Annotated in this window: 19 protein-coding genes; 8 read left to right on the forward strand and 11 right to left on the reverse strand. The window is 71.0% G+C overall.

Annotated elements, in window-relative coordinates:
* Positions 1-3: 3 nt before the first annotated feature.
* The gene (locus ACRAKI_RS22850) at positions 4-687 is read left to right on the forward strand and encodes an ABC transporter ATP-binding protein (protein WP_447008486.1); all 684 of its coding nucleotides are present in this window, start codon (positions 4-6) and stop codon (positions 685-687) included.
* A complete protein-coding gene (locus tag ACRAKI_RS22855; protein ID WP_447002547.1) occupies positions 684-1,898 on the forward strand; it encodes an ABC transporter permease in 1,215 nt (404 codons plus the stop codon). The genes ACRAKI_RS22850 and ACRAKI_RS22855 overlap by 4 nt, the downstream gene beginning before the upstream one ends.
* A gap of 57 nt (positions 1,899-1,955) precedes the next feature.
* Here ACRAKI_RS22855 and ACRAKI_RS22860 read toward each other — a convergent pair whose 3' ends face one another.
* Positions 1,956-2,339 carry a hypothetical protein gene (locus tag ACRAKI_RS22860; RefSeq protein ID WP_447002548.1) on the reverse strand — a complete coding sequence of 128 codons (384 nt, stop codon included), beginning with the start codon at positions 2,337-2,339 and terminating at the stop codon, positions 1,956-1,958.
* Positions 2,340-2,772: 433 nt separating this feature from the next.
* On the opposite strand from ACRAKI_RS22860, the gene ACRAKI_RS22865 reads away from it, so the two are divergent.
* Together ACRAKI_RS22865 and ACRAKI_RS22870 are read left to right on the forward strand one after the other, a co-directional pair.
* A complete protein-coding gene (locus ACRAKI_RS22865) occupies positions 2,773-3,471 on the forward strand; it encodes a MerR family transcriptional regulator (RefSeq protein ID WP_447002549.1) in 699 nt (232 codons plus the stop codon).
* A 1,012-nt stretch (positions 3,472-4,483) separates the two neighbouring features.
* Positions 4,484-6,280, forward strand: coding sequence for a S9 family peptidase (locus tag ACRAKI_RS22870; protein ID WP_447002550.1), 1,797 nt, complete (start codon positions 4,484-4,486; stop codon positions 6,278-6,280).
* Between the two features lie 127 nt (positions 6,281-6,407).
* Here ACRAKI_RS22870 and ACRAKI_RS22875 read toward each other — a convergent pair whose 3' ends face one another.
* The 7 genes from ACRAKI_RS22875 to ACRAKI_RS22905 all read right to left on the reverse strand — a co-directional run bounded on the left by ACRAKI_RS22875 (position 6,408) and on the right by ACRAKI_RS22905 (position 17,336).
* Positions 6,408-9,014, reverse strand: a complete 2,607-nt coding sequence (locus ACRAKI_RS22875; RefSeq protein WP_447002551.1) for an endo-1,4-beta-xylanase — start codon at positions 9,012-9,014, stop codon at positions 6,408-6,410.
* 285 nt (positions 9,015-9,299) lie between these two features.
* Positions 9,300-10,523, reverse strand: a complete 1,224-nt coding sequence (locus tag ACRAKI_RS22880) for a PP2C family protein-serine/threonine phosphatase (protein ID WP_447002552.1) — start codon at positions 10,521-10,523, stop codon at positions 9,300-9,302.
* A 175-nt stretch (positions 10,524-10,698) separates the two neighbouring features.
* On the reverse strand, positions 10,699-13,239 hold the full coding sequence (locus ACRAKI_RS22885; protein ID WP_447002553.1) for a fibronectin type III domain-containing protein: 2,541 nt from the start codon (positions 13,237-13,239) through the stop codon (positions 10,699-10,701).
* 212 nt (positions 13,240-13,451) lie between these two features.
* Positions 13,452-14,573, reverse strand: coding sequence for a Gfo/Idh/MocA family protein (locus ACRAKI_RS22890; protein WP_447002554.1), 1,122 nt, complete (start codon positions 14,571-14,573; stop codon positions 13,452-13,454).
* The gene (locus ACRAKI_RS22895; protein ID WP_447002555.1) at positions 14,570-15,313 is read right to left on the reverse strand and encodes a cupin domain-containing protein; all 744 of its coding nucleotides are present in this window, start codon (positions 15,311-15,313) and stop codon (positions 14,570-14,572) included. The genes ACRAKI_RS22890 and ACRAKI_RS22895 overlap by 4 nt, the downstream gene beginning before the upstream one ends.
* Positions 15,310-16,236: a DUF6807 domain-containing protein gene (locus tag ACRAKI_RS22900; protein ID WP_447002556.1), complete on the reverse strand. Its 927-nt coding sequence runs from the start codon at positions 16,234-16,236 to the stop codon at positions 15,310-15,312. The genes ACRAKI_RS22895 and ACRAKI_RS22900 overlap by 4 nt, the downstream gene beginning before the upstream one ends.
* On the reverse strand, positions 16,233-17,336 hold the full coding sequence (locus tag ACRAKI_RS22905) for a Gfo/Idh/MocA family protein (protein WP_447008487.1): 1,104 nt from the start codon (positions 17,334-17,336) through the stop codon (positions 16,233-16,235). The genes ACRAKI_RS22900 and ACRAKI_RS22905 overlap by 4 nt, the downstream gene beginning before the upstream one ends.
* 173 nt (positions 17,337-17,509) lie before the next feature.
* Here ACRAKI_RS22905 and ACRAKI_RS22910 point away from each other — a divergent pair, with 173 nt between their 5' ends.
* Positions 17,510-18,682: a glycerate kinase gene (locus tag ACRAKI_RS22910; RefSeq protein WP_447008488.1), complete on the forward strand. Its 1,173-nt coding sequence runs from the start codon at positions 17,510-17,512 to the stop codon at positions 18,680-18,682.
* 59 nt (positions 18,683-18,741) lie between these two features.
* Here the strand turns inward: ACRAKI_RS22910 and ACRAKI_RS22915 are convergent, their stop codons facing one another.
* Together ACRAKI_RS22915 and ACRAKI_RS22920 are read right to left on the reverse strand one after the other, a co-directional pair.
* A complete protein-coding gene (locus ACRAKI_RS22915; RefSeq protein ID WP_447002557.1) occupies positions 18,742-19,509 on the reverse strand; it encodes a sugar phosphate isomerase/epimerase family protein in 768 nt (255 codons plus the stop codon).
* 45 nt (positions 19,510-19,554) lie between these two features.
* Complete coding sequence (locus ACRAKI_RS22920) at positions 19,555-20,568, reverse strand: hydroxyacid dehydrogenase (RefSeq protein ID WP_447002558.1); 1,014 nt, start codon at positions 20,566-20,568, stop codon at positions 19,555-19,557.
* Positions 20,569-20,812: 244 nt separating this feature from the next.
* On the opposite strand from ACRAKI_RS22920, the gene ACRAKI_RS22925 reads away from it, so the two are divergent.
* From ACRAKI_RS22925 to ACRAKI_RS22935, 3 genes are read left to right on the forward strand one after another with little or no spacing between them, the layout of a single operon-like run.
* Positions 20,813-21,802: an ABC transporter permease gene (locus ACRAKI_RS22925; RefSeq protein WP_447008489.1), complete on the forward strand. Its 990-nt coding sequence runs from the start codon at positions 20,813-20,815 to the stop codon at positions 21,800-21,802.
* Positions 21,799-22,689, forward strand: a complete 891-nt coding sequence (locus ACRAKI_RS22930; RefSeq protein ID WP_447002559.1) for a carbohydrate ABC transporter permease — start codon at positions 21,799-21,801, stop codon at positions 22,687-22,689. The genes ACRAKI_RS22925 and ACRAKI_RS22930 overlap by 4 nt, the downstream gene beginning before the upstream one ends.
* 40 nt (positions 22,690-22,729) lie before the next feature.
* Entirely contained in the window at positions 22,730-24,373 is a 1,644-nt protein-coding gene (locus ACRAKI_RS22935; RefSeq protein WP_447002560.1) for an extracellular solute-binding protein, read from the forward strand.
* 117 nt (positions 24,374-24,490) lie between these two features.
* On the opposite strand, the gene ACRAKI_RS22940 is transcribed toward ACRAKI_RS22935, so the two are convergent.
* Positions 24,491-26,686 (reverse strand): MMPL family transporter, encoded by a 2,196-nt coding sequence (locus tag ACRAKI_RS22940; protein ID WP_447002561.1) that lies wholly within the window; start codon positions 26,684-26,686, stop codon positions 24,491-24,493.
* Positions 26,687-26,688: the final 2 nt, after the last annotated feature.

Genomic DNA, 26,688 nt, shown 5'->3' on the forward strand with positions numbered 1-26,688 from the left:
CTCATGGCCCCAGCCGTGTTGGAGCTGGACCGGGTGTCGAAGACCTACCTCGGCGGCGTGAACGCGCTGCGGGACGCGTCGGTCCGCGTCGGCGAGGGCGAGATGGTCGCGATCATCGGGCCGTCCGGTTCGGGCAAGTCGACCATGCTGCACCTGATGGGCACGCTGGACCGCCCGAGCGCGGGCCGGGTGCTGGTCAACGGGCACGACGTCAGCACGGTCCCGGACCGGCGGCTGTCCGCGCTGCGCGCGTGGTGGATCGGCTTCGTGTTCCAGCAGTTCCACCTGGTCGACGGGCTGACCGCACGGGAGAACGTGCTGGCCGCCCAGGTGTACCGGGGCGTCCCGCGCCGGGAGCGCGGCAGGCGGGCCGACGAGTCGCTGGCACGGGTGGGGCTCTCGCACCGCTCGGACCACCTGCCCTCCGAGCTGTCCGGCGGCGAGAAGCAGCGCGTCGCGATCGCGCGGGCGGTGGTGAACCGGCCGCTGATCGTGCTGGCCGACGAGCCGACCGGGAACCTGGACTCGGCGTCGGGCGGCGAGGTGCTGTCCCTGCTGCACGAGCTCAACGGCGAGGGCACCACGATCGTGCTGATCACGCACGACCAGTCGGTGGCGGCAGCGCTGCCGCGGCGGGTCGAGATGCTGGACGGCGCCGTCCGGCTGGACACGGGGTGGCGGTCGTGACCGGACCCGGACTGCCCCGCCCCACCCGGCTCGCCGCGCGCGACGTGGCCGTGCTGAGCCTGGTCGGGCTCCGCGCCCGGATGGCCCGCACGGTCCTCGCCGCGCTGGGCATCGCCATCGGCATCGCCGCGCTGGTCGCCGTGGTCGGCATCCCCGCGTCGAACCAGGAGGCGCTGCGCGCGCAGATCGCGGCACTCGGGCCCAACCTGCTCACGGTCGCGCCGGGCAGCGACCTGTTCGGCTCGGACAAGGCCAAGCTGCCGCCCGAGTCCGTCGCCATGATCAGGCGGATCGGACCCGTGGAGGCGGTCAGCGCCACCGGTGTCACGAAAGCGTCGGTGCGGCGCAGCGACCTGGTGCCGTCCGAGGAGACCGGTGGCATCCGGGTCTCGGCGAGCAGGCTCGACCTCCTCGACGTGGTGCACGCGCGGGTGCGCGAGGGCACGTTCCTCAGCCCTGCCGACGACCGCTACCCGGTTGTGGTGCTGGGCGACCGCGCGGCGCACCTGCTCGGCGTGGCCCTGGGCGACGACCGGCCCGCGCCGGTGGTGTGGATCGACGACCGGCAGTTCGTGGTGGTCGGCGTGCTGGACCCGGTGCCGCTGGCGCCGGAGATCGACAGCTCGGCGCTGGTGGGGTGGTCCGCCGCGGAGACGTTCCTCGGCTTCGACGGGACGCCGGGGCTGATCTACGTGCGGGCCGCGGACCACGCGATCGAGGCCGTGAAGTCGGTGCTCGGCCGCACGGTGAACCCGGCCCGTCCGAACGAGGTGCTGGTCAGCAGGCCATCGGATGCCCTGGCCGCGCAGCGGATCACCGAGAAGGCGTACTCGGCGCTGTTCCTCGGGCTGGGCGGGATCGCGCTGCTGGTGGGCGGCATCGGGGTCGCGAACACGATGGTGATCTCGGTGCTCGAACGGCGGCGGGAGATCGGTCTCCGCCGGGCACTGGGCGCGACCAGGCGTCAGGTGTGCGTTCAGTTCCTCGCCGAGTCGGTGGTGCTCGCGGGCCTCGGCGGCGGGATGGGTGTGCTGCTGGGCACCGCCGTCACGGCCGGGTACGCGGTGACGCAGGGCTGGCCCGCCGTGCTGCCCGTGCCGGTGTTGCTGGGCGGGGTGGGTGCGGCGGCGGTGATCGGCGTGCTCGCCGGCCTGTACCCGGCGGTCCGCGCGGCGCGGTTGGCGCCGACGACGGCGTTGGCGGACGCGTGAAAGGCACGCGGTCCGGTGAACGCTCGCCGGACCGCGTGCCTCGTGATCCCGGGACGGTCAGCCGATGGTCTGGACGCCGGACCCGGTCCTGGAGGTGCCGCTCGGGCAGATCTGCACGATCCGCCACGAACCCCGGCCGACCCAGGCCGAGTAGTACGTGGAGCCGTTGCTGCACGACAGGTACGACCGGAGGTTCCCGGAGTACACGTCGCAGTAGCGCTCGACGGCGTTGGAGTAGAAGTAGTTCGTGCAGGACCACGACGCCGCGATCGACGGCGCGGAGTCCGCCGCGACGGCCTGGATCGCCACGGCGGTGTGCTGGGCGGGTGCGGCGGAGGCGGACTGCGCGACACCGAACGTGGCGCCGAAGAACGCCAGCGCGACGACCAGAGCTTTCAGCCCCTGCTCGAACATCGAGCGCTTCGCAGAAGTGGTAGACATCAGCGGCCTGTCTTTCCGTGAAGTCGGATGAATCCGGACGGGGAGCAGCATGTATGAATGCGGCACCGGTCCCGATGAAACGGAAGAGAAGACTGCCGGCTGACCGGAATGCGGGCCGGGTGTGAAATACGCGCGCATAGCACGGCGGCCCGGACGGGGGAAGCCCCGGAAGCGAACCCTTCCACGGACGCCTCATTCCACTAGCCCGAACGGGGCACCATACACGGGTCTTATGTTTTGCTTACGAGGCGACTGGCACACTGCTAACCGGACGACCGCCGTTCGCGGAGCGCGGTATTTCCGTCGGGGAAGCTCCGCCCAATGGGTGAGATGCACGTCCGAAGGGGGAACTGCGGTGCATGACGCCACTCTTGTCGCAGGGCACCACCGGAGCACACGATCGAGCATCGGTCGACCGGGTGATTTCCAGCTGATGAATGCGGACGGATTCTCCGCCGCAATCGGGCTGACCGCCCGGACGATCCGCTCGTACCACGCGCGCGGCCTGCTGCCACCGCCCGTGCGCATCGGCCGGGCGCCGCACTACACGGTCGACCACCTCAGCCGGATGCGCCAGGTGCTGTACCTCCAGCGCTGCGGGCTGTCGCTGGACGCCGTCGCGGCACTGCTCGAACCGGACATGGTGCTCAGCCAGGTCATGCCGGTGAAGCCCGCCGTCACCGAGGCGCTGCGCGGCCGGCCGGGCCTCCTGGCGGAGACCGTCGAGGGCGGCATCGTGTCGTGCCACGAGGACGGCGCGGTAGAGGTGCACGCCGTTCGGGCGGTGCTCGCGGCGGGTGGTCGCAGCACTTCGGCGGCCGGCGCGCTCACCTTGTTGGCCGAACTGGCGGCGGAGGTCGCGCCACACGCCGACAACGCGCTGGACATCGTCCGCCGGACGGTCGCCCGCTCACCATTGGCGAACTCCGTGAACAACCAGACGCTGATCGAACTGGCGGTCGAGGTGCTGCGCGCGAGAATAAGACGCAGCGGTGTGCGGAGCGCACCCGCACACCACTCCGCAGGCCGATCCCGACGTGAAGCCGGCCCGCCGCCGGCCGTGGCGCATTCCGCGGGCACTTCCACCCGGCACGTCAGCCGGACGGACGTCCCGCCCGCATTCTGCGGGTGATCGCGAACGATTCGACAGGCGCTCTGCAATCCCCCGAGGCGCGAGCCGCCACTCGAACACCACTCCGGCCGGAATTCTTGCCGGTGAAAGCCCACCGAGAGTAGCCGCGGTTACTGCGGGGGCTTCGCGGCGGCCGGTTTCGCGGCACGGTGGTCGGATGTGACGGGAGCGCGGCGCCGTGCGGCCGACCGGATCAACACCACGGCGTCCGCCATAGACCGCGTGGATGGCCGGGGCCCGCACAAGTGATTCCCGTGTCGGGTCCTCGCTGGTGGGACTGGGTCGGCAGTGATGCCGGTGACCGAGGACCGGCAGGCGCACCTCATCGGAGAAGCCCGTGTCGGATCCAGCCACGCATCCCGCGCGAACCGTCGACAGACCGGTCGGCGGATCCGCCGCCAACCCCTTCAAGAGCCCCGTCAACCCCGCCACGGGTCGTCCCGCCGGCCGACCCCAGGCCCGCGTGCTGCTGTTGTCGCGCTGCCTGTCGGTGCTGGCCGACTACTTCCACGGCCCGCGGCGTGAGCGCCACTTTCGGGCTGCGGACCGTGTGCACGACCTTGGCCGCCACGGTGTTCTTCGCCTTGGGCGGTCTCCTGGGCGGACGGGCCGGCGGACGCCGTTCTGGCTCTACGCGGTGAGCCTGCCGCTGGCGCTGCTCGCCGCCCGGCACCTCTGGCATCCCGCTCCCGGCCCGGAGGACGCCGAACGGCCGCGTTGCCGTGGCGGCGACTGGCCGCTCCGGTCGGGGTGACGCTCGTGGGCGGGCTCGTCTTCCACACCTCGTCGTCGAGCTGTCGTACGTGCTCGACGGCATCGGTGCCGGGTCCGCCGCGATCGGCATGATCAGCGCCATCGCGTCGTCGGCCACTGCCACGAGCGACGTCTGATCGCACCGCCACCGGAAACCCCGGCCGTCCGCTCTAGGGACCTCCTTTGATCACCCTGATACGCAGTGCGGTCGGCCGATGTCGAGGAAGATCGGAACGGCCGACCACGCCCAGGGGGGACCATGACCGAGTACCTCGACTTCGCGCCGAGCCGACGATTCCGCTCCAACGTCGCGCTGTCGCCGGACGGCGCGTCCGTGGCGTACGCCGCCAATCCCGACGGACCGAACAACCTGTACGTGTCACCCGTCTCCGGTGGCCCGGCGCGCAGGATCACCGACTACACCGACAACTCCGTGCGGCAGGTGGCGTGGTCGCCGGACGGCCAGAGCCTGCTGTACACGGCCGACCGCCAAGGCGACGAGCAGTTCCAGCTGTACCTCGTCGATGCCGCCGGGGGCGCTCCCCGGCGGCTGACCGACGCCGCCTGCCAGCACGTGCTCGGGTCGACCATCCACGAGTTCCGAGCCGTCACGCCGTTCACGCCGGACGGCCGGAGCGTGGTCTACGCGGGCAACGACCGGGACCCCGCCGTGCAGGACGTGCTGGTCCAGGACCTGGAGACCGGTGCCGTCCGCCGGGTGGAGTCCGTCGCGGCCACCAGGCTGCACGCCGTGTCGGTGTCACCGGACGGCCGTTGGCTGCTCACGTCCGGCATGCACAGCGTCACGGACACCGACCTCGGCCTCGTCGACCTGCACGAGCCGGACGCGCCGCTGCGGGTCGTGACGGCGCACGAGGACCAGCGGTTGCACATCGCCGGGCCGTGGACCGACTCCGGGTTCCTCTTGCTGCACAACGCGGATCGCGAGTTCCTGGCGCTGGGCTCGTACTCGCCGGCTACCGGTGTGACCACCGAGGTGGCTCCGCCCTGGGACGTCGAGCAGGTGGTGGCCTCCGGCGCGGTGCGGGCGTGGACCGTGAACGAGGCCGGCATCTCACGGCTGTTCGTGGTGCGGGACGGTGAGCCGGTGGCGTCGCCAGAGCTGCCCTCGGGCGTGATCGCCTCACTGGCCGTGGCGGGTGACGTGCTGACGTTCCTGCTGACCACCGGCAGCCGTCCGGCCGAGGTGGTCGCGCTCGACCTTTCTGCGAACGAGTTGCGGTACCTGACGTCCAGCGCCCCATCGGTGGCGTGCGCCGAGCCGGAACTGGTGCACTACCCGACGCACGACGGCCGCGAGGTGCCCGCGTGGCTGTACCGGCCTCGCGGTGACGGTGTTCGCGGTGTGGTGCTCTCCATCCACGGCGGGCCGGCGACCCAGGAACGGCCGCAGTACAACTACGTCGGGCTCTACCAGTACCTGGTGTCGCAGGGGATCGCGGTGCTCGCGCCGAACGTGCGCGGCTCTACCGGGTACGGCAAGACCTACCAGCGGCTGATCGCGCACGACTACGGCGGCGACGAGCTGGGCGACTTCGAGCACGCGGTCAAGTACCTGCACGGCCTGGACTGGGTCGACCCGGCCCGGATCGGCGTGTGGGGCGGGTCGTACGGCGGCTTCGCCGCGCTGTCCTGCCTGTCCCGGCTGCCTTCGCTGTGGGCGGCGGGCGTGTCGATCGTGGGCCCTTCGAACCTGCTCACGATGGTCCGGTCGGTGCCCGAGACGTGGCGTGCGTCGATGGCCGAATCGGTGGGCGATCCGGACACCGAGGCCGACTTCCTGCTGGCGCGGTCACCGATCACGTACGCCGACGCGATCACCGCGCCGCTGTTCGTGGTCCAGGGCGCCAACGACCCGCGCGTGGTGAAGGCGGAGAGCGACCAGATCGTCGCCGCCTTGCGGGCGCGCGGGGTCGACGTGCGTTACGACGTGTACGAGGACGAAGGGCACGGTTTCGCCAACCGGGCGAACGAGCTCAAGGTCATGGGCGACACGGCCGAATTCTTGGTGGCGCACTTGAGCGGGACGGGGTGAAGCAGCCCTCGCCGGTACGCGGCCACGGGCCGGCGGGGCGGGAACGCGCGGAATGCTCCGCTACCCGAGGACGTGGCGGTGGGAGGCCCGCGCGGGTTGCGCGGGCCTCCCCCGTGTCACCGGGCCGTCAGCCGGCGCGGCAGGTCAGGCTGGGCCACGTCCAGTTGCCGCCGTGCTGGATCGTGAAGCCGAACGAGTTGCCGCTCCCGTTGGGACGGGCGGTCATCACGTTGCCGCTACTGTCCCAGGTCGCGCTGGTGTTCCACGTGGCGATGATCTTCTGCGGTGGGCTCACCGTCACGGTGACGACCCAGTTGTCGGTGCCCGACACGGTCACTTGACCGTTGAAGCGGTCGTTCCACTTCGACCCCTCCGAGTATGTCGCGGTGCAGCTGCCGCCGGGCGGGTTGGTGGTCGTGGTGGTCGGGTCGGTCGGGGTCGTCGGGGTGGTGGAGGTCGGCTCGACGCCACCGTTGAGGGCGTTGAGGGTGGAGGTGTAGGCGGGCTTCTTGTTGCCCGAGCTGTCGAACAGCAGCGGCGTGCCCGAGGCGCGCCACGAATCGCTGTCCCGGATGCCCCACACCGTGATACCGGTGCAACGCGCCACCGCGAGGCAGGCCTTCACGACACGCTCGTAGTTCTGCGCCTGCGCGCTGCCCGAGCCCTCGATGTCCAACTCGGTGATCTGCACGTCCACACCCAGGTTCGCGAAGTTCTGCAACGTGGTCTGGTAGTTGGCCGGCACCGGGCTCTGGCTGTTGAAGTGCGACTGCAACCCCACGCAGTCGATCGGCACACCACGCTGCTTGAAGTCCTGCACCAACCGGTACACCGCCTGCGTCTTCGCGTGCGTCCAGTCGTCGGTGTTGTAGTCGTTGTAGCAGAGCTTCGCACCCGGATCCGCCGCCCGCGCCGCCCGGAACGCCGCCTCGATCCAGTCGTTGCCGGTGCGCTGGAGGTTCGAGTCACGCCGAGCGCCCGACGAACCGTCCTGGAACGCCTCGTTCACCACGTCCCACGAATGGATCCTGCCCCGGTAGTACGTCGCCACCTGCGTCACGTGGTTCAGCATCGCGTTGCGCAACGCCGTGCCCGACATGTTCTGCATCCAGCCCGGCTGCTGCGAGTGCCACGCCAACGTGTGCCCGCGCACCTGCATCCCCTGCGCACGCGCGTGGTTCACGATCCGATCCGCGTTCGTGTACGTGAACTGACCCTGCGACGGCTCCAACGCGTCGATCTTCATCTCGTTCTCGGCCGTGACCATCTTGAACTCACGGTTGAGGATGCCCACGTAGGTGGAGTCACCCAGCTTGTTCGCCGCGACCGCCGTCCCGAAGTAACGACCGGTCCGGTTCGCGGCGGCGGCCAGGGTGCTGCCGGGGCCGGGTTGCTGCGACGTCGTCGTGGTCGTCGTGGTGGTCCCCGTGGTGCTCGTGGTGGTGGTGGTCGTGGTGGTGGTGGGTCCGTCGGTCAGGGTGGGGGTTTGCCAGGTGCGCCATTGGGCGAGGTTGCCGGAGGCTTTGCTGGAGATGCGCATGGTGCCGGTGGTGGTGCCGGTCTTGTGCAGGAATTTCTGGATGTTCTGTTGGAGGGGGGTGCGCCATTCGGTGCGGTTGGCGCAGTGGCTGCCGTCGGAGACGTCGGACCAGTAGGTGATGTTGGCGCCGGCGCCGAGGGCTTTGTAGACCTCGGCGCCGCCGAGGGCGGCGATGCCGGCGGAGCGGGGGCCGAGGTTGGCGATGTGGGGGTTGTCCATGATGAATAGGCCGCGTGGGGCGACCATGGCGACGAGTTGGTGGGTGTCGATGGGGGTGCTGTTGGGGTTGCCGGTGTAGGGGCTGAAGGCGTCGCCGAACCAGGGTTGTTCGCCGTAGGCGCTGCTGAGGCTTTGGGCGCCTTCGCCGGGGATGCCGCGGTAGACGGGGACGCCGGCGGTGCCGGATTCGATGGGCATGGTGAGGGCGATGCGTTGGTCGAAGACGCCGACGGCGAAGGCTCCCTTGCCGAAGCGGGAGCAGCCGGTGACGCCGACGGCGTCGGCTTTGAGGGTGTTGCCGCCGGAGGTTTCGATGACGTCGATGATGCGGCTGACGCCCCAGGCCCAGGCCATCATGATGCCGGTGCTGCTGGTGGCGCCGTAGATGCTGTAGAAGGCGCCTTGTTTGTTGTTGCGGGGGGTGCCTTCGCGGCCTACGGCGTAGGGGTCGTAGTTGATGACGGCGGCGCCGGCGGCTTTGATGGCGGCGGTGTCTGCGCCGAATCCGCCGAGCACGACGACGGCGGGGAAGGGTCCGGTGCCGCCGGGCAGTTCGACGCGGGCGGAGAAGCTGCTGCTGCGGCCGTTGTGGGAGACGTTCACGGTGATGTTGCTGCTGGACACGGTGCCGGTGACGGCGGAGGGCTTGGCGGGTTTGTCGCCGTAGACGTGGCGTTCGGCCAGTTCGCGGATCTCCGCCCGGCGGCACCGCCAGTCCGCCTTGCTCGTGATCCGCGACCCGTTGACCTTCGTGAACGGGTCGGGCAACTGCGAGTTCGACGGGAACGACCCCGGCAACGACACCGGGCAGTCCGCACCGTCATCCTCGACACCTGCGGCCGCGACGCCCACGTCGGCGGCCTGGGCCGCGCTGGTCCGCGCTACGACCAACACCGCTCCGGCGAGCGTGAGCGCCGCTATCGCCAACATGACGACCGCCGCTCGGGCTCTCGGCCGGCCAGAATTGATGATCACCAGGGCTCTCCTTTGAGACAGGGTGCGTGAGACGGCAACACCGATCGCTGATCATGAACCGATCTCATCTAAAGTTTCGGTCCATTCAGCGAAATATGTCAATGAGCAGGCCGTCAACGACGCCATCTGCCCAGTCTCACTTGGCGATCGACGGAGCCCATGGCACCAACTGGCGCAGCGATGGGCGTAGAGCAGCCCGATACTCCGGCGACTCTCGAAACTTTCGAACGAAGTCAGCCGCCGGGCGCGGCCGCAGTCCCGACGTGACGGCCGGGGAATCGCGGGTTACGACGCCTGCGGCTCGGCGGCGTGCAGGGCCACCAGCACGGCGATGTCGTCGGTGGCGGGCCGGTCGCCGACGAGGGCGGCCATGATCCGGACGCAGGCCGCTTCCGGCGCCGCCGGGACCACCGCCTGCCGCAGCTCTTCCAGCCGGTCGTCCAGGTCCAGCCCGCGCCGCTCCACCAGCCCGTCGGTGTAGAGGGCGACCAGCGCACCGGTCGGCACGTCGACGCCGACGCTGCGCCTCCCGGTGATGCCCAGGTCGTAGCCGACGGGCGGGCCGACCGGTGCGGTGACGAAGGCAGCGGGCTGCCCCGGCACGGCGAGGACGGGCGGCAGGTGACCGGCCAGGGCGAGGTCCATGCGGGACGTCTCCGTGTCGATGACCGCGTAGGCGACCGTGGCCATGGAGTAGTCCTCGAAGTGGCTGGCCTTGCGGTCGAGCTTCCCGAGCACCTCCGCGGGATCGGCGAACTCCAGCGCGTAGGCGCGCAACGCGCTGCGCAGGCGTCCCATGACGATCGCGGCGGGCAGTCCGTGGCCGGCGACGTCGCCGATCACCAGACCCATGCGCCCGCCGGGGAGCGCGAACACGTCGTACCAGTCGCCGCCGACACCGCTGTCGGCGCCGGGGACGTAGCGGGCGGCGAGCCGCCACCCGTCGGTGGCGGGCAGGCGTTCGGGCAGGAGGCTGTCCTGGAGCATGGCGGCTGCCGACCGCTCGGCCCGCGACCGGTGCATGTGCGCCGCCATCGCCAGCCGGTCGGCGACCACCTGGAGCAGCTCGATCTCCTCGTCGGTGAACTTCCGGGGCGTGGTGCTGCCGATGTGCAGCACTCCGGTGAGGTGCCCCTGGGCCACCATCGGCACGCCGAGCAGGGTCCGCAGACCCCGCTTCCGCAACAGCGGGCTGACCACCGTGGACTCGTCCACGCGCTCGATCCACACCGGCTCGCGGCGCTGGGCCACCTGCCCGGCGAAGCCCGTCCCCACCGGTATCCGGACGCCCTGGACGACCTCCGCCTCCAGACCGGTGGTCGCCTTGACCACCAGTTGCCGGCCGCCGGGGTCGATCAGCAGGACGGTCACGGTGTCGACGGCGAACAGCTCGCGCACCTGCCACAGCAGCACGTCGAAGAGCTTGTCCAGGTCGAGGTTCCGAAGCGCGCTGTCGGTGACCATCTCCAACACGCGCAGCCGCATCTCCGAGCTCTGCGCATCGCCCATCCGTCGACCCCGTCCACGTCCCTGTCGTGCACACCGAGTATCAGCACGACCGTGTGACGGATGCCATGAGCCGCTGCCGAGCAACCACGATACCTGCACCGATGCGCCCCGAGCGGGCAGCATCCGCAGGCAGGGAGCGGGCGGCGTGGTGCGCCGCCCGCCCCTTGCGCCGTGGTCAGCCTAGCTTGACGTACTCGGCGGGTGGGCCGTCGCCGGCGCTGTTGTGCGCCATCACCGCCGCTCGGACGGGCATGTCGGTGCTGTCGGCGGCGGACACGATCGTGAAATTCGTGGCCGCGGTCGCCTCCTGGAGCGTGCACGAGTCGTCGGAGTCGGCCGACTTGCACACGACGACGCGGTAGGTGACCGCCTCGTACCCGTTGTCGACCGGCGGCAACCAGCTGAGCACGACGTTCGCACCGTCCCGGCGGAAGGTGAGGTTCCGCGGCGCGCTCGGCGCGACCACTCCGCTGTGGACGTACGCGTGGCCGGTGGCCAAGGAGCAGGTGCCGGTGGCCGCCTTGGTGGCGATCACCTTGTCGTGCGCGGCGCCGGTCGCGGGTGCGGTGTAGAGACCGCCGGCGCTGATACTGCCCAGGGCGTTCGGGCCGAGGGACCAGGTGGTCGGCTGGTTGTTGGCGCAGCCGACCGGCGCGGCGGTCAGTTGCACGGTCGCTCCCGGTTTCACCTTGCTGGTGGTCGGTTCCAGCTTGAGGGTGGTGAGCGTGCCGCTGGACTCCCACACGGTCCAGTCGCGCTTGAAGACGCTCAGGCTCTCGTCCAGGCTGAGCAGCGGCACGTGGAACGCCAGCCCCACGTCGACGCCCAGCACCACCTTGCCCCAGGGTGTTCGGCTGGAGTCGGCGTCGAAGCCCAGTGACGGGGTGACGTACAGGCCGGGGCCGGCGAGGTTGTAGAGCAGGATGCTGAGTTCGATCGGCACTTCCACCTTGACCTGGGCTTTCGCCTCCAAACGCGGCTCGAAGCTCGTGACCGCCGGTGTGGTCAGCGACTGCTGTGTCCACTTGCCGGTGTCGGCGCTGTACGAGATGCTGCCGCCGACGACCTGCTCGTAACTGGCCGCGAACGTGAACTCCAACGAGCCCTCGGCGGTCAGCTTGCCGCTGAGCGTGAACCTCGGGCACAGCACCAGCGGGAACCAGCCGATCCAGATCGTGTAGCACGAGAAGTCGTACACCACCAGCGGTTTCTCGGGCTCCAGCGAGCCGGAGAACATCGCGGCGAAGCGGCCGTCGAGCGACGCCTTGACGGTGGCGGTCGCGCTGACCGAGGCGCTGCTGAGGCTGAACCACGACGTGTCCACGTTCACGGACCAGTCCGGTGTGACCGTGATCTCACCGGTCAGCGCGGCCTCGAAGCCGAGCTCGGCCTCGGCCTGGACCTTGCTGTCGTGGGACGTGGAGACCTGCGGCTTGTAGGCCACGCTCAGGTCGAGCTTGCCGCCGATCGGCTCGGCGTCGACGCGGACGCCGGGCACCAGGGACCGGGCCTGCCCGCCCTGCATCCAGTCGGTCTTGGGCGCGATGTGCAGCGAGGACGTCTCCACGGCCTCGTGGAGCTTGGCCTCCGCGGTCATCAGCACGACCTTCTCACCGGACGTGCGCACCTCGGTGATCTTCCGCAGCAGGCCCTTGCGCGGCCGGGGCTGACGGGCTTCGGCGACGATGATCTGGTCCGCCTTGAGGTTCTTCACCTGCGGGGTGGCCTGGTTGAACACCACGCGGTCGTGGGTGACCCTGCTGATCGCGTTCATGCTGTTCACGGTCAGCTTGACGGTCTTCCCGCCGATCTTGTAGCCGGACTTGGCCTTGGCGGTCCCGGCCGCGTCCAGCCTGCTGCCCACCCCGTTGGCCGCGGTCACCGTGACGGTGTGCAGGGCCTGGGGGTCCAGTCCGGTCAGCGTCACCTGGCGCTGGGCGCCGTCGAGCGTGACCGACTTGCCGCCGGGTGTCGCCGTGACGGTGTAGGAGGTGATCGGCGCGCCGCCGTCGTCGACCGGCGCGTGCCAGGTGACGTCCATCGACCCCTGGACGCCGTTGGCCGCCGGCAACGCCGACACGGACTGCGGTTTGCCCGGGGCGTAGGGCGGTTTCGGCACGGCGTTGCCCTTGGTCGCGGCCTTGCCCGCGCCGATCTTGTTGCTCGCGGCCACCGAGACGGTCTGGGCAGCGCCGTTGGTGAGGCCGGTGAGGGTGGCGGTGCGCACGTTGCCCGCGACGGTGAGCCTCTTGCCCGACGGCGCGGCGGAGATCGTGTAACCGGTGATCGGCGCGCCCCGGTCGGCGCCGGGGTTCCAGTGCACCACCAGGCTCCCGTCGCGGCCGAGCACGGAGTCGATCGTCGGCGGCAGCGGCCTGCGCGCGACCCGGGGCACCACCGGTTCCGACCTCGGCGACGTGGGCGACGCGACCCCGGCGACGGTCTCGACCGCCGTGAACGTGTACTTCGTGCCGTTGACCAGGCCGGTCACCCGGGCTGAGGTCCTGGTCCGGTCGTTGATCACGGCGGTCCTCCCGCCGGGCGTGGCCGTGACGGTGACCGACCACTCCGCGGCCGGGTTCCGGTCCTGGTTGGCGGGCAGGAACACCACGTCGGCGGCCGTGTCGCGGGAGTACACCTCGGTGATGTGCGGTGCGACCAACGCGGGCGCCGCCTGCGCCGGACCACCGGGCACGACGACGAGGGAAAGGATCACCAAGAATGCCGGGACGAGCGAAAATGGGCGTGCGAAACCGCGGCTGGGTATCACGATGACCGACCCCTCGATTGGGCGAAAAATGAATTCCTTTTCGACCGTAACGGCGTCGGCATTGATCGGGGATCACTCGACAGTTTCGTCCGTGGTCACCGTGCGTGCCCGAATAAACCGCAGAACTGCGGAAATAGCGCTATATCATCGCTTTCGGCCTACCCCACCCCCCTGGAAGGGGACTGAGACAGGGGGTGTGACGGGTCGAGCCAGGGCGCGCCGGTGCCGGCCATGCTGCCGTAGAACGGGTGGCCTTCGGTGATCTCGCCCTGCTCGATCGTGCGCCCGGTGAACGCGGAGGCGTAGACGGCGGCCACGAACTCCATGGTCACCCGCGTGTCGGCGGTGGAGACGGGTGGCGTGCGACCGGCGTCCAACGCGTCCAGGACGGCGGCGAACTGGGCGGTGTGACTGCTCGGCGTGTCGACGGGCCCGCTCTCCCACGCCGAGAGGGCGTCGGGCGTGCCGGGTGCGGCGGTCAGGCGCCAGTCTGCGTCCGAGTAGCCGTAGAGGTGCTCCAGCTCCACGGTGGCGTGCTCGAAGTCGAAGCGCAGCCGGCTGGTCTGGCGGGGCGAGATCACCGAGTTGACCACGGTGGCCACCGCGCCCGACTCGAACCGGACGAGCGCGGCGGACACGTCCTCGGTGTCGGTCGGCCGGGCCTGGCGGGCGGCGAGGGCCGTGACGCTCGTCCACTGCCCCAGGATCGACAGCAGCAGGTCGAACTGGTGGATGCCGTGCCCCATCGTCGGCCCGCCGCCCTCCAGCTCCCACTTGCCCCGCCACGGCACCGCGAAGTAGTCGTCGTCGCGGAACCAGAGGGTGTTCGCCGAGGCCAGCAGCGGCCGGCCCAGCGCGCCCTCCGCCACCAGGCGCCGCAACCGGACCGCGCCGGAGCCGAACCGGTGTTGGAACACGGTGGCCACGGGCACCCCGGCCTCGGCTTCGGCGGCACGCAGCCGGTCGAACTCGGCCAGCGACAGCACCGGCGGCTTCTCGACCACGGGCGACGCGCCGGCCGCCAGGCACTCCAGCGCCAGGGCCAGGTGGGAGCCGGGCGGCGTGCAGAGGTGGACCAGGTCGGGGCGCCGGGCGTCGAGCAGTTCGGCCAGGCTCGCGTGGACCGGCACGTCCCACTCCGCGCCGAACGCCGCCGCCCGGTCGGGCTGGACGTCGACGGCGCCGACGAGCCGGGCGCGGCCGGCCGACTGGACGACCGCCTCGGCGTGCGCGGTGGCGATCGCGCCCGTGCCGACGATCGCGCAGGTGTAGGTGGTCACGAAAGGTGCTCCTTGTCGGCTGCCGCGTGGTCGACGGCGTAGGGGCGGAGGCGTCCGCACATGCCGAACGCCCGTTCCGGTGCGGGTCCGGGGGCCTGGAACACGGCCGCCCGGTCGAGGTGTCCCGCGACGCCCACGCTCAGGTCGGACGCCAGGGCCAGGCCGGTCTCGGCCCGGCTGAGCGGGCCGTCGCGCACGATCGCCGGCCACCGTCCCGCCCGGCCCCGGACCAGGGCCGTCGCCGCGGCGTAGAACTCGCGCAGCGGCCCCTGGTCCCCGGCGCGGATCGCGTCACGGATGCGGGTGAAGCCCTCCACCGCGAGGTCACGCCGCGCGCGGGCGTCGGCGGCGCGTTCGGCCTCCGTCGTCCGGTGCGGGAGGGTCGCCGCGGCGCGGTAGCGGTCCGGGTCGGCGACGACGTCGGGTGGGAACGTCATGACCGCGTCACCGGCTTCCGGCAGCCCGGCGTTGTCCATCAGGACGACCACCTGGAGGTCGCCGTGGTTGACGGCCCGGTGGATGGTGCCGGGGGTGAACCAGACGACCGACCCGTGGCCCAGCGCGATCTCACGGCAGCCGTCGAGGTTCACCGTGTGCAGCTCGCCTTCCCCTCCCACGACGACGTAGCACTCGGTCGAGACCAGGTGCAGGTGCGGGCTTCCGCCGACGACACCGTCCGGTGCGGCGTCGTCGTAGACGTCGAGGAACGACAACGAGGTCCCGCCGGGGAAGGTGCTCACCCGGACCCCCGGGCGTCCGCGCGACGCAGCACCTCGGACACGGAGTCGGCCAGGGCCGTCGCGTCCGCCGCACCCGCGTCGGCCACACCGGTTCCGTAGCGGAACCGCACGGTGTCACCGTCGAGGACGACCAGTTCCTCGCTGAAGAACGGCGCCGGGTTCAGGCAGGCGAACTCCTCGGTCCGGGCGAACCAGCGCGGCGGGTGGTTCGGGTTCGCCGAGTGGTCGACCAGGAGCACCAGGGACTCCGCGCCGTCGCCGTCGTGGCGGCCCGCGAAGGCCATCCACTCGGCGCGCCGGCCGCGCAGTTCGTCACCACCGACGCCGTCCGGCGTGACCAGGCTCCCGCCGGTGAACGAGCGGGGGCCGCGCCAGAACAACCCGCCGTACCCGGCGTTCTCCCGGCCGCGCGTGGTCGGTGAGCCGAAGGCGATCTCGTGCCCGGAGGTGTTGGTCATCGCGGTGTCGAAGGTCAGCGCCCACGCCGCGTCCGAGAGCAGGGTGACGCTGACCGTGCGGCGCTCGGTGATCACGGTGTGCCCTGATTGGGTGATCCAGTCCAGCTCGTGGGTGAACCAGGCGGCGTCCCCGTCCGCGCCGACGTCGACCACGCGGCGGTGCTGCTGGGTGCCGTTGTTGTCCAGCTGCACGTAGAACTTCCCGTGGACGTAGGTCGGGCCGCCCCAGAAGTTCTCGTCGCCGACGTGCGGCAGCGACCACGCGATGCCCTTGTGCCACACGTGGTCGTGCGGCCGGAACAGGCTCACCAGCCGCCCGGCCCGGGTGCGGACCGGGTGCAGGAACGGCTTGGGCGACTCCAGCCGCGGGGTGTCGGGCACGTAGGCGTAGCGGACGAGGTCGACCTCGCCGTCGCCGATCGTCAGCGCGGACCCGACGTCGTGCCGAAGCGCGAGGGCGCTCACAGCGACAGTTCCGGTACCTCGACCCAGCGGCGCTGGGCGGACGACTCCAGGCCGAGCTGCGCCAGGTTGATGCCCCGGGCACCGGACATCAGGTCGTGCACGTGCGGGCGGCCGGCCAGCACGTCGCGCAGGTACTCCTCCCACTGGACCTTGAAGCCGTTGTCGAAGTCCGCGTTGTCGGGGATCTCCGACCACCCGGCGCGGAAGTCCTCCGGCACGGCCAGGTCGGGGTTCCACACGGGCTTCGGGGTGCTCGTCCGGTGCTGGGCCACGCAGCGGCGCAGGCCGGCGACGGCGCTGCCCTCCGTGCCGTCGACCTGGAACTCCACCAGCTCGTCCCGGTGGACCCGCACGCACCAGGAGGAGTTGATCTGCGCGACGATCCCGCCGTCGAGCTCGAACGTGGCGTAGGTGGCGTCGTCGGCGGTGGCGTCGTAGGGCGCGCCGGACTCGTCCCAGCGCCGGGGCACGTGGGTGACGGCCTTGGCGGACACGCCCCGGACCGCGCCGAACAGGTTCTCCAGCACGTAGTTCCAGTGGCAGAGCATGTCCACGGCGATGCCGCCGCCGTCCTCGGCGCGGTAGTTCCAGCTCGGCCGCTGCGCGGGCTGGAGGTCGCCCTCGAACACCCAGTAGCCGAACTCGCCGCGCACGGACAGGACCCGGCCGAAGAACCCGCTCTCGACCAGGCGGCGCAGCTTCAGCAGGCCGGGCAGGTAGAGCTTGTCGTGCACCACGCCCGCGACGATGCCGGCTTCGCGCGCGCGGCGCGCGAGGGCGAGCGCACCCTCCACGGTCGTGGCGGTGGGCTTCTCGGTGTAGACGTGCTTGCCCGCGTCGATCGCGGCGGTCAGCGCCTCTTCGCGGGTGGCGGTGATCTGGGCGTCGAAGTAGACCGACACCTCGTCGTCGGCGAGCACCTCGTCCAGGTTCGTGCTCCACCGCTTCACGTCGTGGCGCTCGGCGATGTCGCGCAGCTTGGCCTCGTTGCGGCCCAGCAGGACCGGTTCGACCTGGACGCGCCGCCCGTCCGGCAGCGCGAGCCCGCCCTCGTCCCGGATGGCGAGGACGGACCGGACCAGGTGCTGGCGGTAGCCCATCCGGCCGGTCACACCGTTGAGCGCGATGACGATCTTGTCCACCCGGGACTCCCTTGTGCTTGGAAAGCGCTTTCCAAGCAGTATCGAACGCGGCCGGCACGTCGTCAAGGCCGCCTGCCGACCCCCGGCCGCCGTTGACAAGACGTAGCGGAAAGCGCTTTCCTCATCCGGTGATGAAGCACGTGGTCGTAGCGCTGGACTCGTTCAAGGGCTCGCTGTCCGCCCGACGGGCCACCGCCGCCGTCGCCCGTGGCCTGCGCCGCCACCCGAGCGCGCCGGTCGTGCACGAGCACCCGGTGGCCGATGGCGGTGACGGAACGCTCGACGCCCTGGCCACCGCGGGCTTCACATCCGTGCAGGTCACGTCCACCGACCCGCTGGGGCGACCGGTGGAGGCGCGCTACGCGTCCCGCGACGGCATCGCGGTGGTCGAGCTGGCCGCCGCGTCCGGTCTGGGCCTGGTCGCGGACGTCCCGTCGACGCCGGAACGGGCGGCTGCGGCGTCCACCCGCGGCACCGGCCGGCTCATCGCAGCGGCCTTGGACGCGGGCCACCGCACGGTCGTGGTCGGGCTCGGCGGCAGTGCCACCACCGACGGAGGCTCGGGCCTGCTGGCGGCCCTCGGCGCGCGACTGTTCGACGCCGACGGCGCCGAGCTGGACGTGACGACGTCACCGCTGAACGCCGTCCGCGCGATCGACCTGACCGGTCTGCACCCGAGGTTGACCGGGCCGGACCGGGTGGAGCTGGTGGTGGCGAGCGACGTGGACAACCCCCTGTCGGGCGAGCACGGCGCGGCGGCGGTCTACGGCCCGCAGAAGGGCGCGGACGCCGCCACGGTCGCCGACCTGGACGCCGCGCTCACCCGCTGGGCGGGCCTGGTGCACGCGGCGACCGGGGTGGACGCGGCGCCGCTGCCCGGCGCGGGCGCCGCGGGCGGGACCGGGTTCGCCCTGCTCGCGCTGGGCGCCGGCGCGCGTCCGGGCATCGACCTGGTGCTGGAGCTGACCGGGCTGGAGCACCGGTTGCACGGTGCGGGGCTCGTCATCACCGGCGAGGGCCGCCTGGACCACCAGACGCTGCGCGGCAAGGCGCCCGCCGGTGTGGCCGCGGCGGCCCGGCACGCCGGTGCCGACGTCATCGCCGTGGCGGGGAGCTGCGCGCTCGACGCCGAAGAACTGGCCGCCGCCGGGTTCTCGCACGCCTTCACCCTGACCGACCTCGAACCCGACACCGCCCGCTGCCACGAGCACGCCGAGCCCTTGCTGGAGCGCGTGGGCGAGACCATCGCCGCCACCCTGCTCACCACCGCGCCCGCCACGACTCCACCGGCCGCCCCGCGATGAACGCGCCGCGAGCCGGACACCCTGGTTCCGCGTGGTCCCGGGTGTCCGGCTCGCGCGGGTCATCGGGGGCGCAGCCGGTCGAACCAGGTGGCGGCGGCCCGCAGTGGCACGGGCAGCGGGGCGATGCCGGGGTACCAGGCCCGCTCCCACTCCAGCGACACCCAGCCCGACCAGTCCGCCAGCGACTTCCCGCAGACGTCCAGCGGCACCGCGCCCTCGCCCGGCGGCACCGGTGTGGGATCGCCCGCTGCCACGTCCTTGACCTGGAAGTAGCCCAGGTGCTCCCCCAGCACCCGGCGGGTGCGCTCCGGTGGCTCGCCCGCCCGCCACGGGTGCACCGCGTCCCACAGCACCGCGACCCGCTCCGGCTCGCCGAACGGCGCGACCAGGCGCAACGCCGCCTCGCCGGTCGGGTGGGAGTCGTGCGTCTCGACCAGCAACCGGACGTCGTTCGCCCGCAGGTCCGGCAGGACGGCCGCGATGCGCTCCAGCCCCCGCCCCTCCTCCTCACCACCCGGGAACACCCGGATCGCGGGCGCGCCGAGCGACGCGGCCAGCTCCACCAAGGCGCGCAACTCGTCCAGGACCGGCCCCGGCCCGCACACCTTCGGGTAGCCCGCCAGGCACGCGATCTCCAACCCGGCGTCGGTGACTTCCCGTCGCACCCGCTCCGCCCGTGCCGGCGTCAGCCCGAGGTGGACCTCCTCGTCCGGGTGCACCCGGATCTCCACCCCGTGGCACCCGTGCTCGGCCGCCAGCCGCGCGCTGTCCCCCACCGGTGCGCCGGGCGCCCCCAGCGTGCTCACCGCGAACCGCCAACCGCTCATCGGAACACCCCCGGATTCATCACGTCAGCCGAGCCGGACCAGGCGTCAGGCGATGTACGGCAGCTGCTCACGCTCCACCCGTCCGAGCAGCGGCACGCCCTTCAGGTACCGGCTCACCTCGGCGACGGCGAACTCGCCCAGCGTGCGCACCTCACGGCCCTGCGCTCCCGCCAAGTGCGGGGTGACGAGGACGTTCGGCAGGGTGAGGAGCGGGTGACCGGGCGGCAGGGGCTCGGGATCGGTGACGTCGAGGATCGCGGAGATCCGGCCCGTGGCGCACAGCCTGGTCAGCGCCTCGGTGTCGATCAGCGACCCGCGCGCGGTGTTGAGGACGACCGCGCCGTCGGGCAGCAGGTCCAGCCGGCGGCCGTCGAGCAGGTGGTGGGTCTCGGGCAGCGCGGGCGCGTGCACGGTGACGAGGTCGCTGCGCCGGCACAGGTCGTCCATGCCCACCCGCTCGACCCCGAGGCCGGCGGCTTCGCCCGCGGTCACGTACGGGTCGTACAGCAGGACTTCGACGTCGAACGACCGGAGCCGGCGCAGCACCAGTCGACCGATCCGGGAGGCGCCGACGACCCCGACCGTGCAGTCATGGAGCCCGGTGCCGTCACCGGAGAGCCAGTCGCGCGGCGCGTCCACGGCGGCGGTCGCGTAACGCCGGGCCCGGCTGAACGCCCGCTTCGCCCCCAGGACCAGCATCGCCATGGTGTAGTCGGCGACCGGGACGGCGTTGACCTCGGCGGCGGAGGACACCACGAGACCGCGCTCGAACACGACGGGGTCGAGGCGGGTCTTGACGGTGCCGGCGGCGTGGACGACGATCCGCAGCCTCGGCGCGGCGGCCACCACCCCGGCGTCGATGCGCGGACACCCCCACCCGGTGAGCAGGATGTCCGCTTCCGCCAGGGCCGCCGCAGCGGCCGGACCGTCGAACGACGTGAACGTCGTCGACGGGTCGACGTCGACCAGTTGCCGCAGCCGGGTGACGAGGTCGGGTGGGAAGACGTCGCGGTGCGCCCAGGGGGCGAGGGCGAAGACCGCGACAGGTCGCCGTGACACGGAGTGGGCTCCTATCGGTGGATCAGCGAGCGCCGACCGATGTAAACGTTTCCATACCGACACCACTGTACGCACATCTACTCCCAGTCCACAACGCTCCTCACTGGACCGATTAACCGCGCAGAAGTGCATCTAAGTGCCCAAACTGGCCGGTCGCCGACTGTTGACGTACTCATGTAACCGTTTTATCTTGGTGAACATTCTGTTTCGGCTCTGCACCGCGAGAGAGGCCTCTGACGTGAGCATGACGCGGGTCCGCGGCGGCGCTGGTGGCACCAGCCCTCCGGTCGAGAAGCCACCACCCCGGTCCCGGGGCGACGGCTCGCGCTCCGGTCACCTGCGCCGCATCCGGGCGGACCGGGTGCTGCTGATCGTCGCGGCGCCGGGCCTGGTCTACTTCCTGGTCTTCCACTACGGCTCGCTGTTCGGCAACGTGCTGGCGTTCCAGGACTTCATCCCGTTCCTCGGCGTCTCGGGCAGCGAGTGGGTCGGCCTGGCCCACTTCGAGCGCATGTTCGGCGACCCGCAGTTCTGGAACGCGGTGAAGAACACGCTGGTCATCGCCGCCCTCCAGCTGGTGTTCTTCTTCCCCGCCCCGCTTGCCCTGGCGCTGCTGCTGAACAGCGTCGTGGGCGACACCGTGCGGCGGTTCGTGCAGAGCGTGGTCTACCTGCCGCACTTCCTGTCGTGGGTGATCGTGGTGGCGCTGTTCCAGCAGATGCTGGGCGGCGCGGGCGTGCTCAACGGGTGGCTGTCGGACCTCGGCCTGGGCACCGTCTCGATCGTCGGCAACCCCGACGCGTACGGGCCGCTGGTGATCGCGCAGCTCATCTGGAAGGAGTGCGGCTGGGCCACCATCATCTTCCTGGCCGCGCTGTCCCAAGTGGACGAGCAGCAGTACGAGGCGGCGGCGCTGGACGGCGCGGGCTACTGGCGGCGGCTGTGGCACGTCACGCTGCCCGCGATCCGGCCCGTCATCGCGCTGCTGCTGGTGCTGCGGCTGGGCGAGTTCCTGTCCATCGGGTTCGAGCAGTTCTTCCTCCAGCGCCAGTCGGTCGGTCCGGAGACCGGCGAGGTGCTGGAGACGTTCGTGTACTTCACCGGCTTCGCGGGCGGCGACTTCGGCTACGCCGCGGCGGTCGGGCTGTTCAAGGGCGTGATCGGAGTGGCGCTCATCTACGCCGCCAACAAGGTCGCGCACAGGCTGGGCGAGCAGGGGGTTTACCAGAGATGAGCAGGACAGGCGCAGCTCCGGCGTGGATGGGCCGGCCCACGGTCGCGGTCCGCGCGGCCAAGGCCGTGGCGTTGACCGTGGTGGTCCTGCTGGTGGTCTTCCCGCTGTGGACGGTCCTGGCGACGAGCCTGGCCAGCCCGCAGACCGTCATCGACAACGGCGGGTGGGTGGTGTGGCCCGGCGAGTTCTCGTTCAGCGCGTACACCGAGATCCTCCAGGGCGGGATCATCACCCGCGCGATGCTGGTCAGCGCCGGCATCACCCTGGTCGGCACGGCGCTGAGCCTGGCGTGCACCATCGGCCTGGCCTACACGCTGAGCCGGCCGAAGGTGTACGGCGGCAAGCCGTTGCTGCTGCTGGTGCTGTTCACGTTCCTGTTCCCGCCGGGGATGGTGCCGCTGTTCCTGGTGGTGCAGAGCGCCGGGCTGTTCGACCAGTACGCCGCGCTGATCCTGCCGTTCTTGATCAACGTGTTCAACCTGGTCGTGATGCGCGGCTTCTTCCAGTCGATCCCGCCGGAGCTGATCGACGCCGCCCGGATCGACGGCGCGGGAGAGATGGCGATCCTGCGCCGGATCGTGCTGCCGCTGTCGAAGGCGGTCATCGCGGTGATCGGCCTGTTCTACGCGGTCGCGTACTGGAACCGCTTCTTCGAGGCGATCATCTACTTCAACGACCAGACGAAGTGGCCGATCGGCACGGTGCTGCGCCAGTACGTCACGGGTGGCGCCTCGCTCGCCGAGACCTCCGGCGAGTTGGCCACCTCGTCCCCCCAGTCCGTGCAGATGGCCGTCGTCATGCTCGCGACGCTGCCCATCGTGTGCGTGTACCCGTTCTTGCAGCGCTACTTCGTCAAGGGTGTCGTCACCGGAGCCCTGAAGGCCTGAAACCCGCCCCCACCGCCAACCTCTGGACAGGAATCTCGTCATGGATCACCGCATCGACCGCCGTTCCCTGCTGCGGCTCGTGGGAGTCGGCGCGCTCGGCTTGGCCGCCCCGTCCTTCCTCACGGCGTGCGGAACGGGTGGCTCGTCCGGCGACGTCTCCAACGCGGGCAAGGACCTCGCCCCCTGGCCGTCGTACGTGCCGTTCTCCGGCCCCGCCCCGGACGCGCCCGGCGACGCCACGGGCGTGCAGCCGCTGTACCTGAAGTACCCCGAGAAGCTCGTGCAGTCGGTGAACAACCCCGTGGGGGACGGTTCCGACGTCACGGTCCTGGTCCTGTCCTACGGCGCGCCGCCCAAGCCGGTCGGCGAGAACCAGTACTGGCAGGCGATCAACGAGGCGCTGGGCGTCAACCTGAAGGTCATCGTCGTGCCCGATCCCGAGTACGGGCAGAAGATGGCCACGCTGATGGCCTCGGGCGAAGACCTGCCGGACCTGATCATGTTCTCGAACCTGGCGCTGCCGCACGCGGCCGAGTTCGTCCAGGCCCGCGCCGCCGACCTGTCGGAGTTCGTCGGCGGCGACGCGGTGAAGGAGTTCCCGAACCTGGCCAACATCCCGACCTACGCCTGGAAGGGCATGGGCCGCATCGGCGGCAAGCTCCACGGCATCCCGCTGGAACGCCCGATGCCCGCCAACAGCCTGTTCGTGAACCGCTCCGCGATGGACGCGGCGGGCATCCCCAAGGACTGGTCGACCGAGCAGTACCTGGACGCCATGAAGGAGCTGACCGGCGACAACAAGTGGGGCGTCGGCTGGTTCAAGACGCTGTTCGGCGGGCTGGGCGGCATCACCTACCACGCCGGCTCGCTCGGCGCGCCCAACACCTGGTCGGCGGACGACGGCAAGTTCAGCCACACCATCGCCACGCCGGAGTTCGAGCAGGCCCTGGAGGTCATGCGCAAGCTCGTCGAGGCCGGCACGCACTACCCCGACAGCCTCACCATCAGCTCCACCGACATGCAGAGCCACTTCTACAACGGCACGGTGGCCTCGATGAACGACGGCTTCGGCTCGGTGAACCTGTCCAACCTGAGCAAGATCAACGGCCGGTTCGCACTCGACCTCGGCCGGCCGTACGGGCCGAAGGCCACACCGTGGCAGGGGGCCGGCGTGTTCGGCTACGTCACGTTCAAGAAGGCCGAGCCGGCCCGGATCAAGCTGCTGCTGCGCGTCGTCGACTACCTCAGCGCACCGTTCGGCACCAAGGAGTACGAGCTGGCCAACTACGGCGTGGAGGGCAAGCACTTCACCAAGGACGCCGACGGCATCAAGACCACCGACCTGTACAGCCAGGAGAACAACTCGCTGCTGCCGACGAAGTACATCGGCACCGCCCCGGCGGTCCTCTACCTGCCCGGCCACGGCGACGTGGCGAAGGCCGTCCACGACTGGCAGAAGGCGTCGCTGCCGAAGAGCGTGCGCAACCCCGCCACCGGCCTCCGGTCGAGCACCGAGGCGAGCAAGGGCGCGCAGCTGGGCCAGATCATCGGAGACGGCATCACGGCGGTCACGTTCGGCCGCAAGCCACCGTCGGCGTGGAAGGACGTCGTCGCCCAGTGGCGGCAGGCGGGCGGTGACCAGGTCGCCGACGAACTGGCGAAGGAGCACTCGACGAACCAGTGACGTCGTGGCGGCGCCGGGCAGGTCTCCGGCGCCGCCGTCCCGTTCCGGCACGTGACGCTGCCGCAGGACTTCCTGATCGAAGACGAGGCGCGTCCGCGCCTCGTCAGCGCGGGCCGGCTATCCGGTGACGTCGACCAGGGTTCGCCGTCCGGTCTTCGCCTCCTGGTCGAGGGCGGCGCCCTCGACGTCGAGGGTGGGCAGCCGGCGCAACCACTTGGGCAGCCACCACGCCCGTTCGCCGAGCAGGGCCAACGCCGCCGGGACGAGGACCATCCGGACCACGAAGGCGTCCGCGAGGATGCCGATGGCCAGCGCGAACGCGATGGACTTCATCGCGAGCTGGCCGGCCGGGACGAATCCGGCGAAGACCGAGAACATGATCAGGGCCGCGGCGACGACGACCGGTGCGGCCTGGCGGAAGCCGGTCACGATGGCGTCGCGGGGTGCGGCGCCGCGGTGGTGGGCCTCGTGCATCCGGGAGACCAGGAAGATCTGGTAGTCCATGGCGAGGCCGAACAGGATGCCGATCACCAGGATCGGGGTGAGGCTGATCAGCGGTCCGGTGGTGTCGAGGTTGACCGCGTCGGCCAGCCAACCCCACTGGAACACCGCCACGGTCGCGCCCAGCGACGCGCCGACGGTCAGCAGGAAGCCGAGCACGCCGACCAGAGGGACCAGCAGCGACCGGAAGACCAGCACGAGCAGGATCAGCGCCAGACCCACGACCAGCACGAGGTAGATCGGCAGCGCCTCGTCGAGGGACACCGCCACGTCGACGCTCACGGCGGTGGCGCCGGTGACGGACGCGGTGCCGCTGTCGAGACCGGAGAGCTGCTCGCGCAGCTCGGTGACCAGCCGTTCGGTGGCTTCGCCGGCGGGACCGGACTCGGCGATGACGGTGAGCATCGCCGCGGTGTCGTCGGCGTTGGGGATGGCCCTCGTGACGACGGCGACGTCGTCGAGCTCGCTGATCGCACCCGTGGCGTCGGTCGCGATCCGGGAGGCTTTGTCGCCCTCGAACAGGACGACCAGCGGTCCGTTGAAACCGGGGCCGAAGCCGTCGGTGAGCAACTGCTCGGCCCGAGCCTGGGTGCTGTCCGCCTCAGGGAGCTGGACCAGGGTGGTCCGCATGGCGGCGAACGGCACCGCGACGACGCCCAGGGCGATGATCGACAGCAGCAGCGCTGTCACCCGGCGGCGGGTGATCGTGCCGATCCAGCCCGCGTAGAAGCCCCGGTCCGGTGTGTCGGCAACACCGGTCGGCGCGGCGCTGTCGGTCGGTGCGGCGGTGGCCGTGCGCTGCTTGCGGGGCAGGGCGCGGCGGCCCAGGTAGCCGAGCACCGCGGGGACCAGGGTGATCGCGACGAGGACGGCGACGACGATGGTCCCGGCTGCGGCCAGACCCATCTGGGTCAGGAACGGGATGCCGACCACGACCAGCCCGACCAGGGCGATGATCACGGTGATGCCCGCGGTCACGACTGCCGAGCCGGCGGTGCCGACGGCGATGCCGATGGCAGTCGGCACGTCCGCGCCGCGACGCAGTTCCTGCCGGTAGCGGTTGATGATGAACAGGGCGTAGTCGATGCCGACCGCCAGGCCGAGCATCCCGGCCAGTGCCGTGGTGGTGGACTGGAGGTCCATGAACCCGGTGGCGATGGTGACGCCCAGCACGCCGATGCCGACGCCGACGGACGCGGTGATCAGGTTCATCCCCGCCGTGACCAACGAGCCGTAGGTCAGCGCGAGGATCAACAGGGCGATGACGACCCCGATCGCCTCGGCCAGGCCGCCGATGTGCGGCGGCGTCTGGGTGGCCTCACCGGTCACCTCGGCGGTCAACCCGCCTGCTCTGGCGTCGTCGACGGCGTCGAGCAGCGCGGCCTGCTGATCGGCGGTCACCTCACCCGCGGCGGCGTCGAAGGTCACCGTGCTGAAGGCCGTGTCCTGCGCCGCGTTGATCGTCGGCGCGGCCGGGTCCAACGGGTTGCTCGCCGAGGTGACGCCGGGCAGCGCGCCCAGTTCGGCCACCAGTTCCCCGATGGCCTGCGCGCTCTCCGGCGTGGTCAGCGTCTGCCCTTGGGGTGCCTGCACGACCACGCGGGCGGACGCGCCCCCTGAGCCGAACTCCGCCTTGATCTTTTCCAGTGCGGTGCTGGACTCCTGACCGGGGATGGCGAAGCTGTTCGACGTGGTCCCGGACAGCGTCAGAGCACCGACACCGGAGCCGATCAGGACGACCAGCCACAACAGGACGACCGCCAACCGGCGCCGATGGGCGGCCATGCCGAGCCGGTGCAACAGAACTGCCATCG

This window comes from Saccharothrix isguenensis, assembly GCF_052936305.1.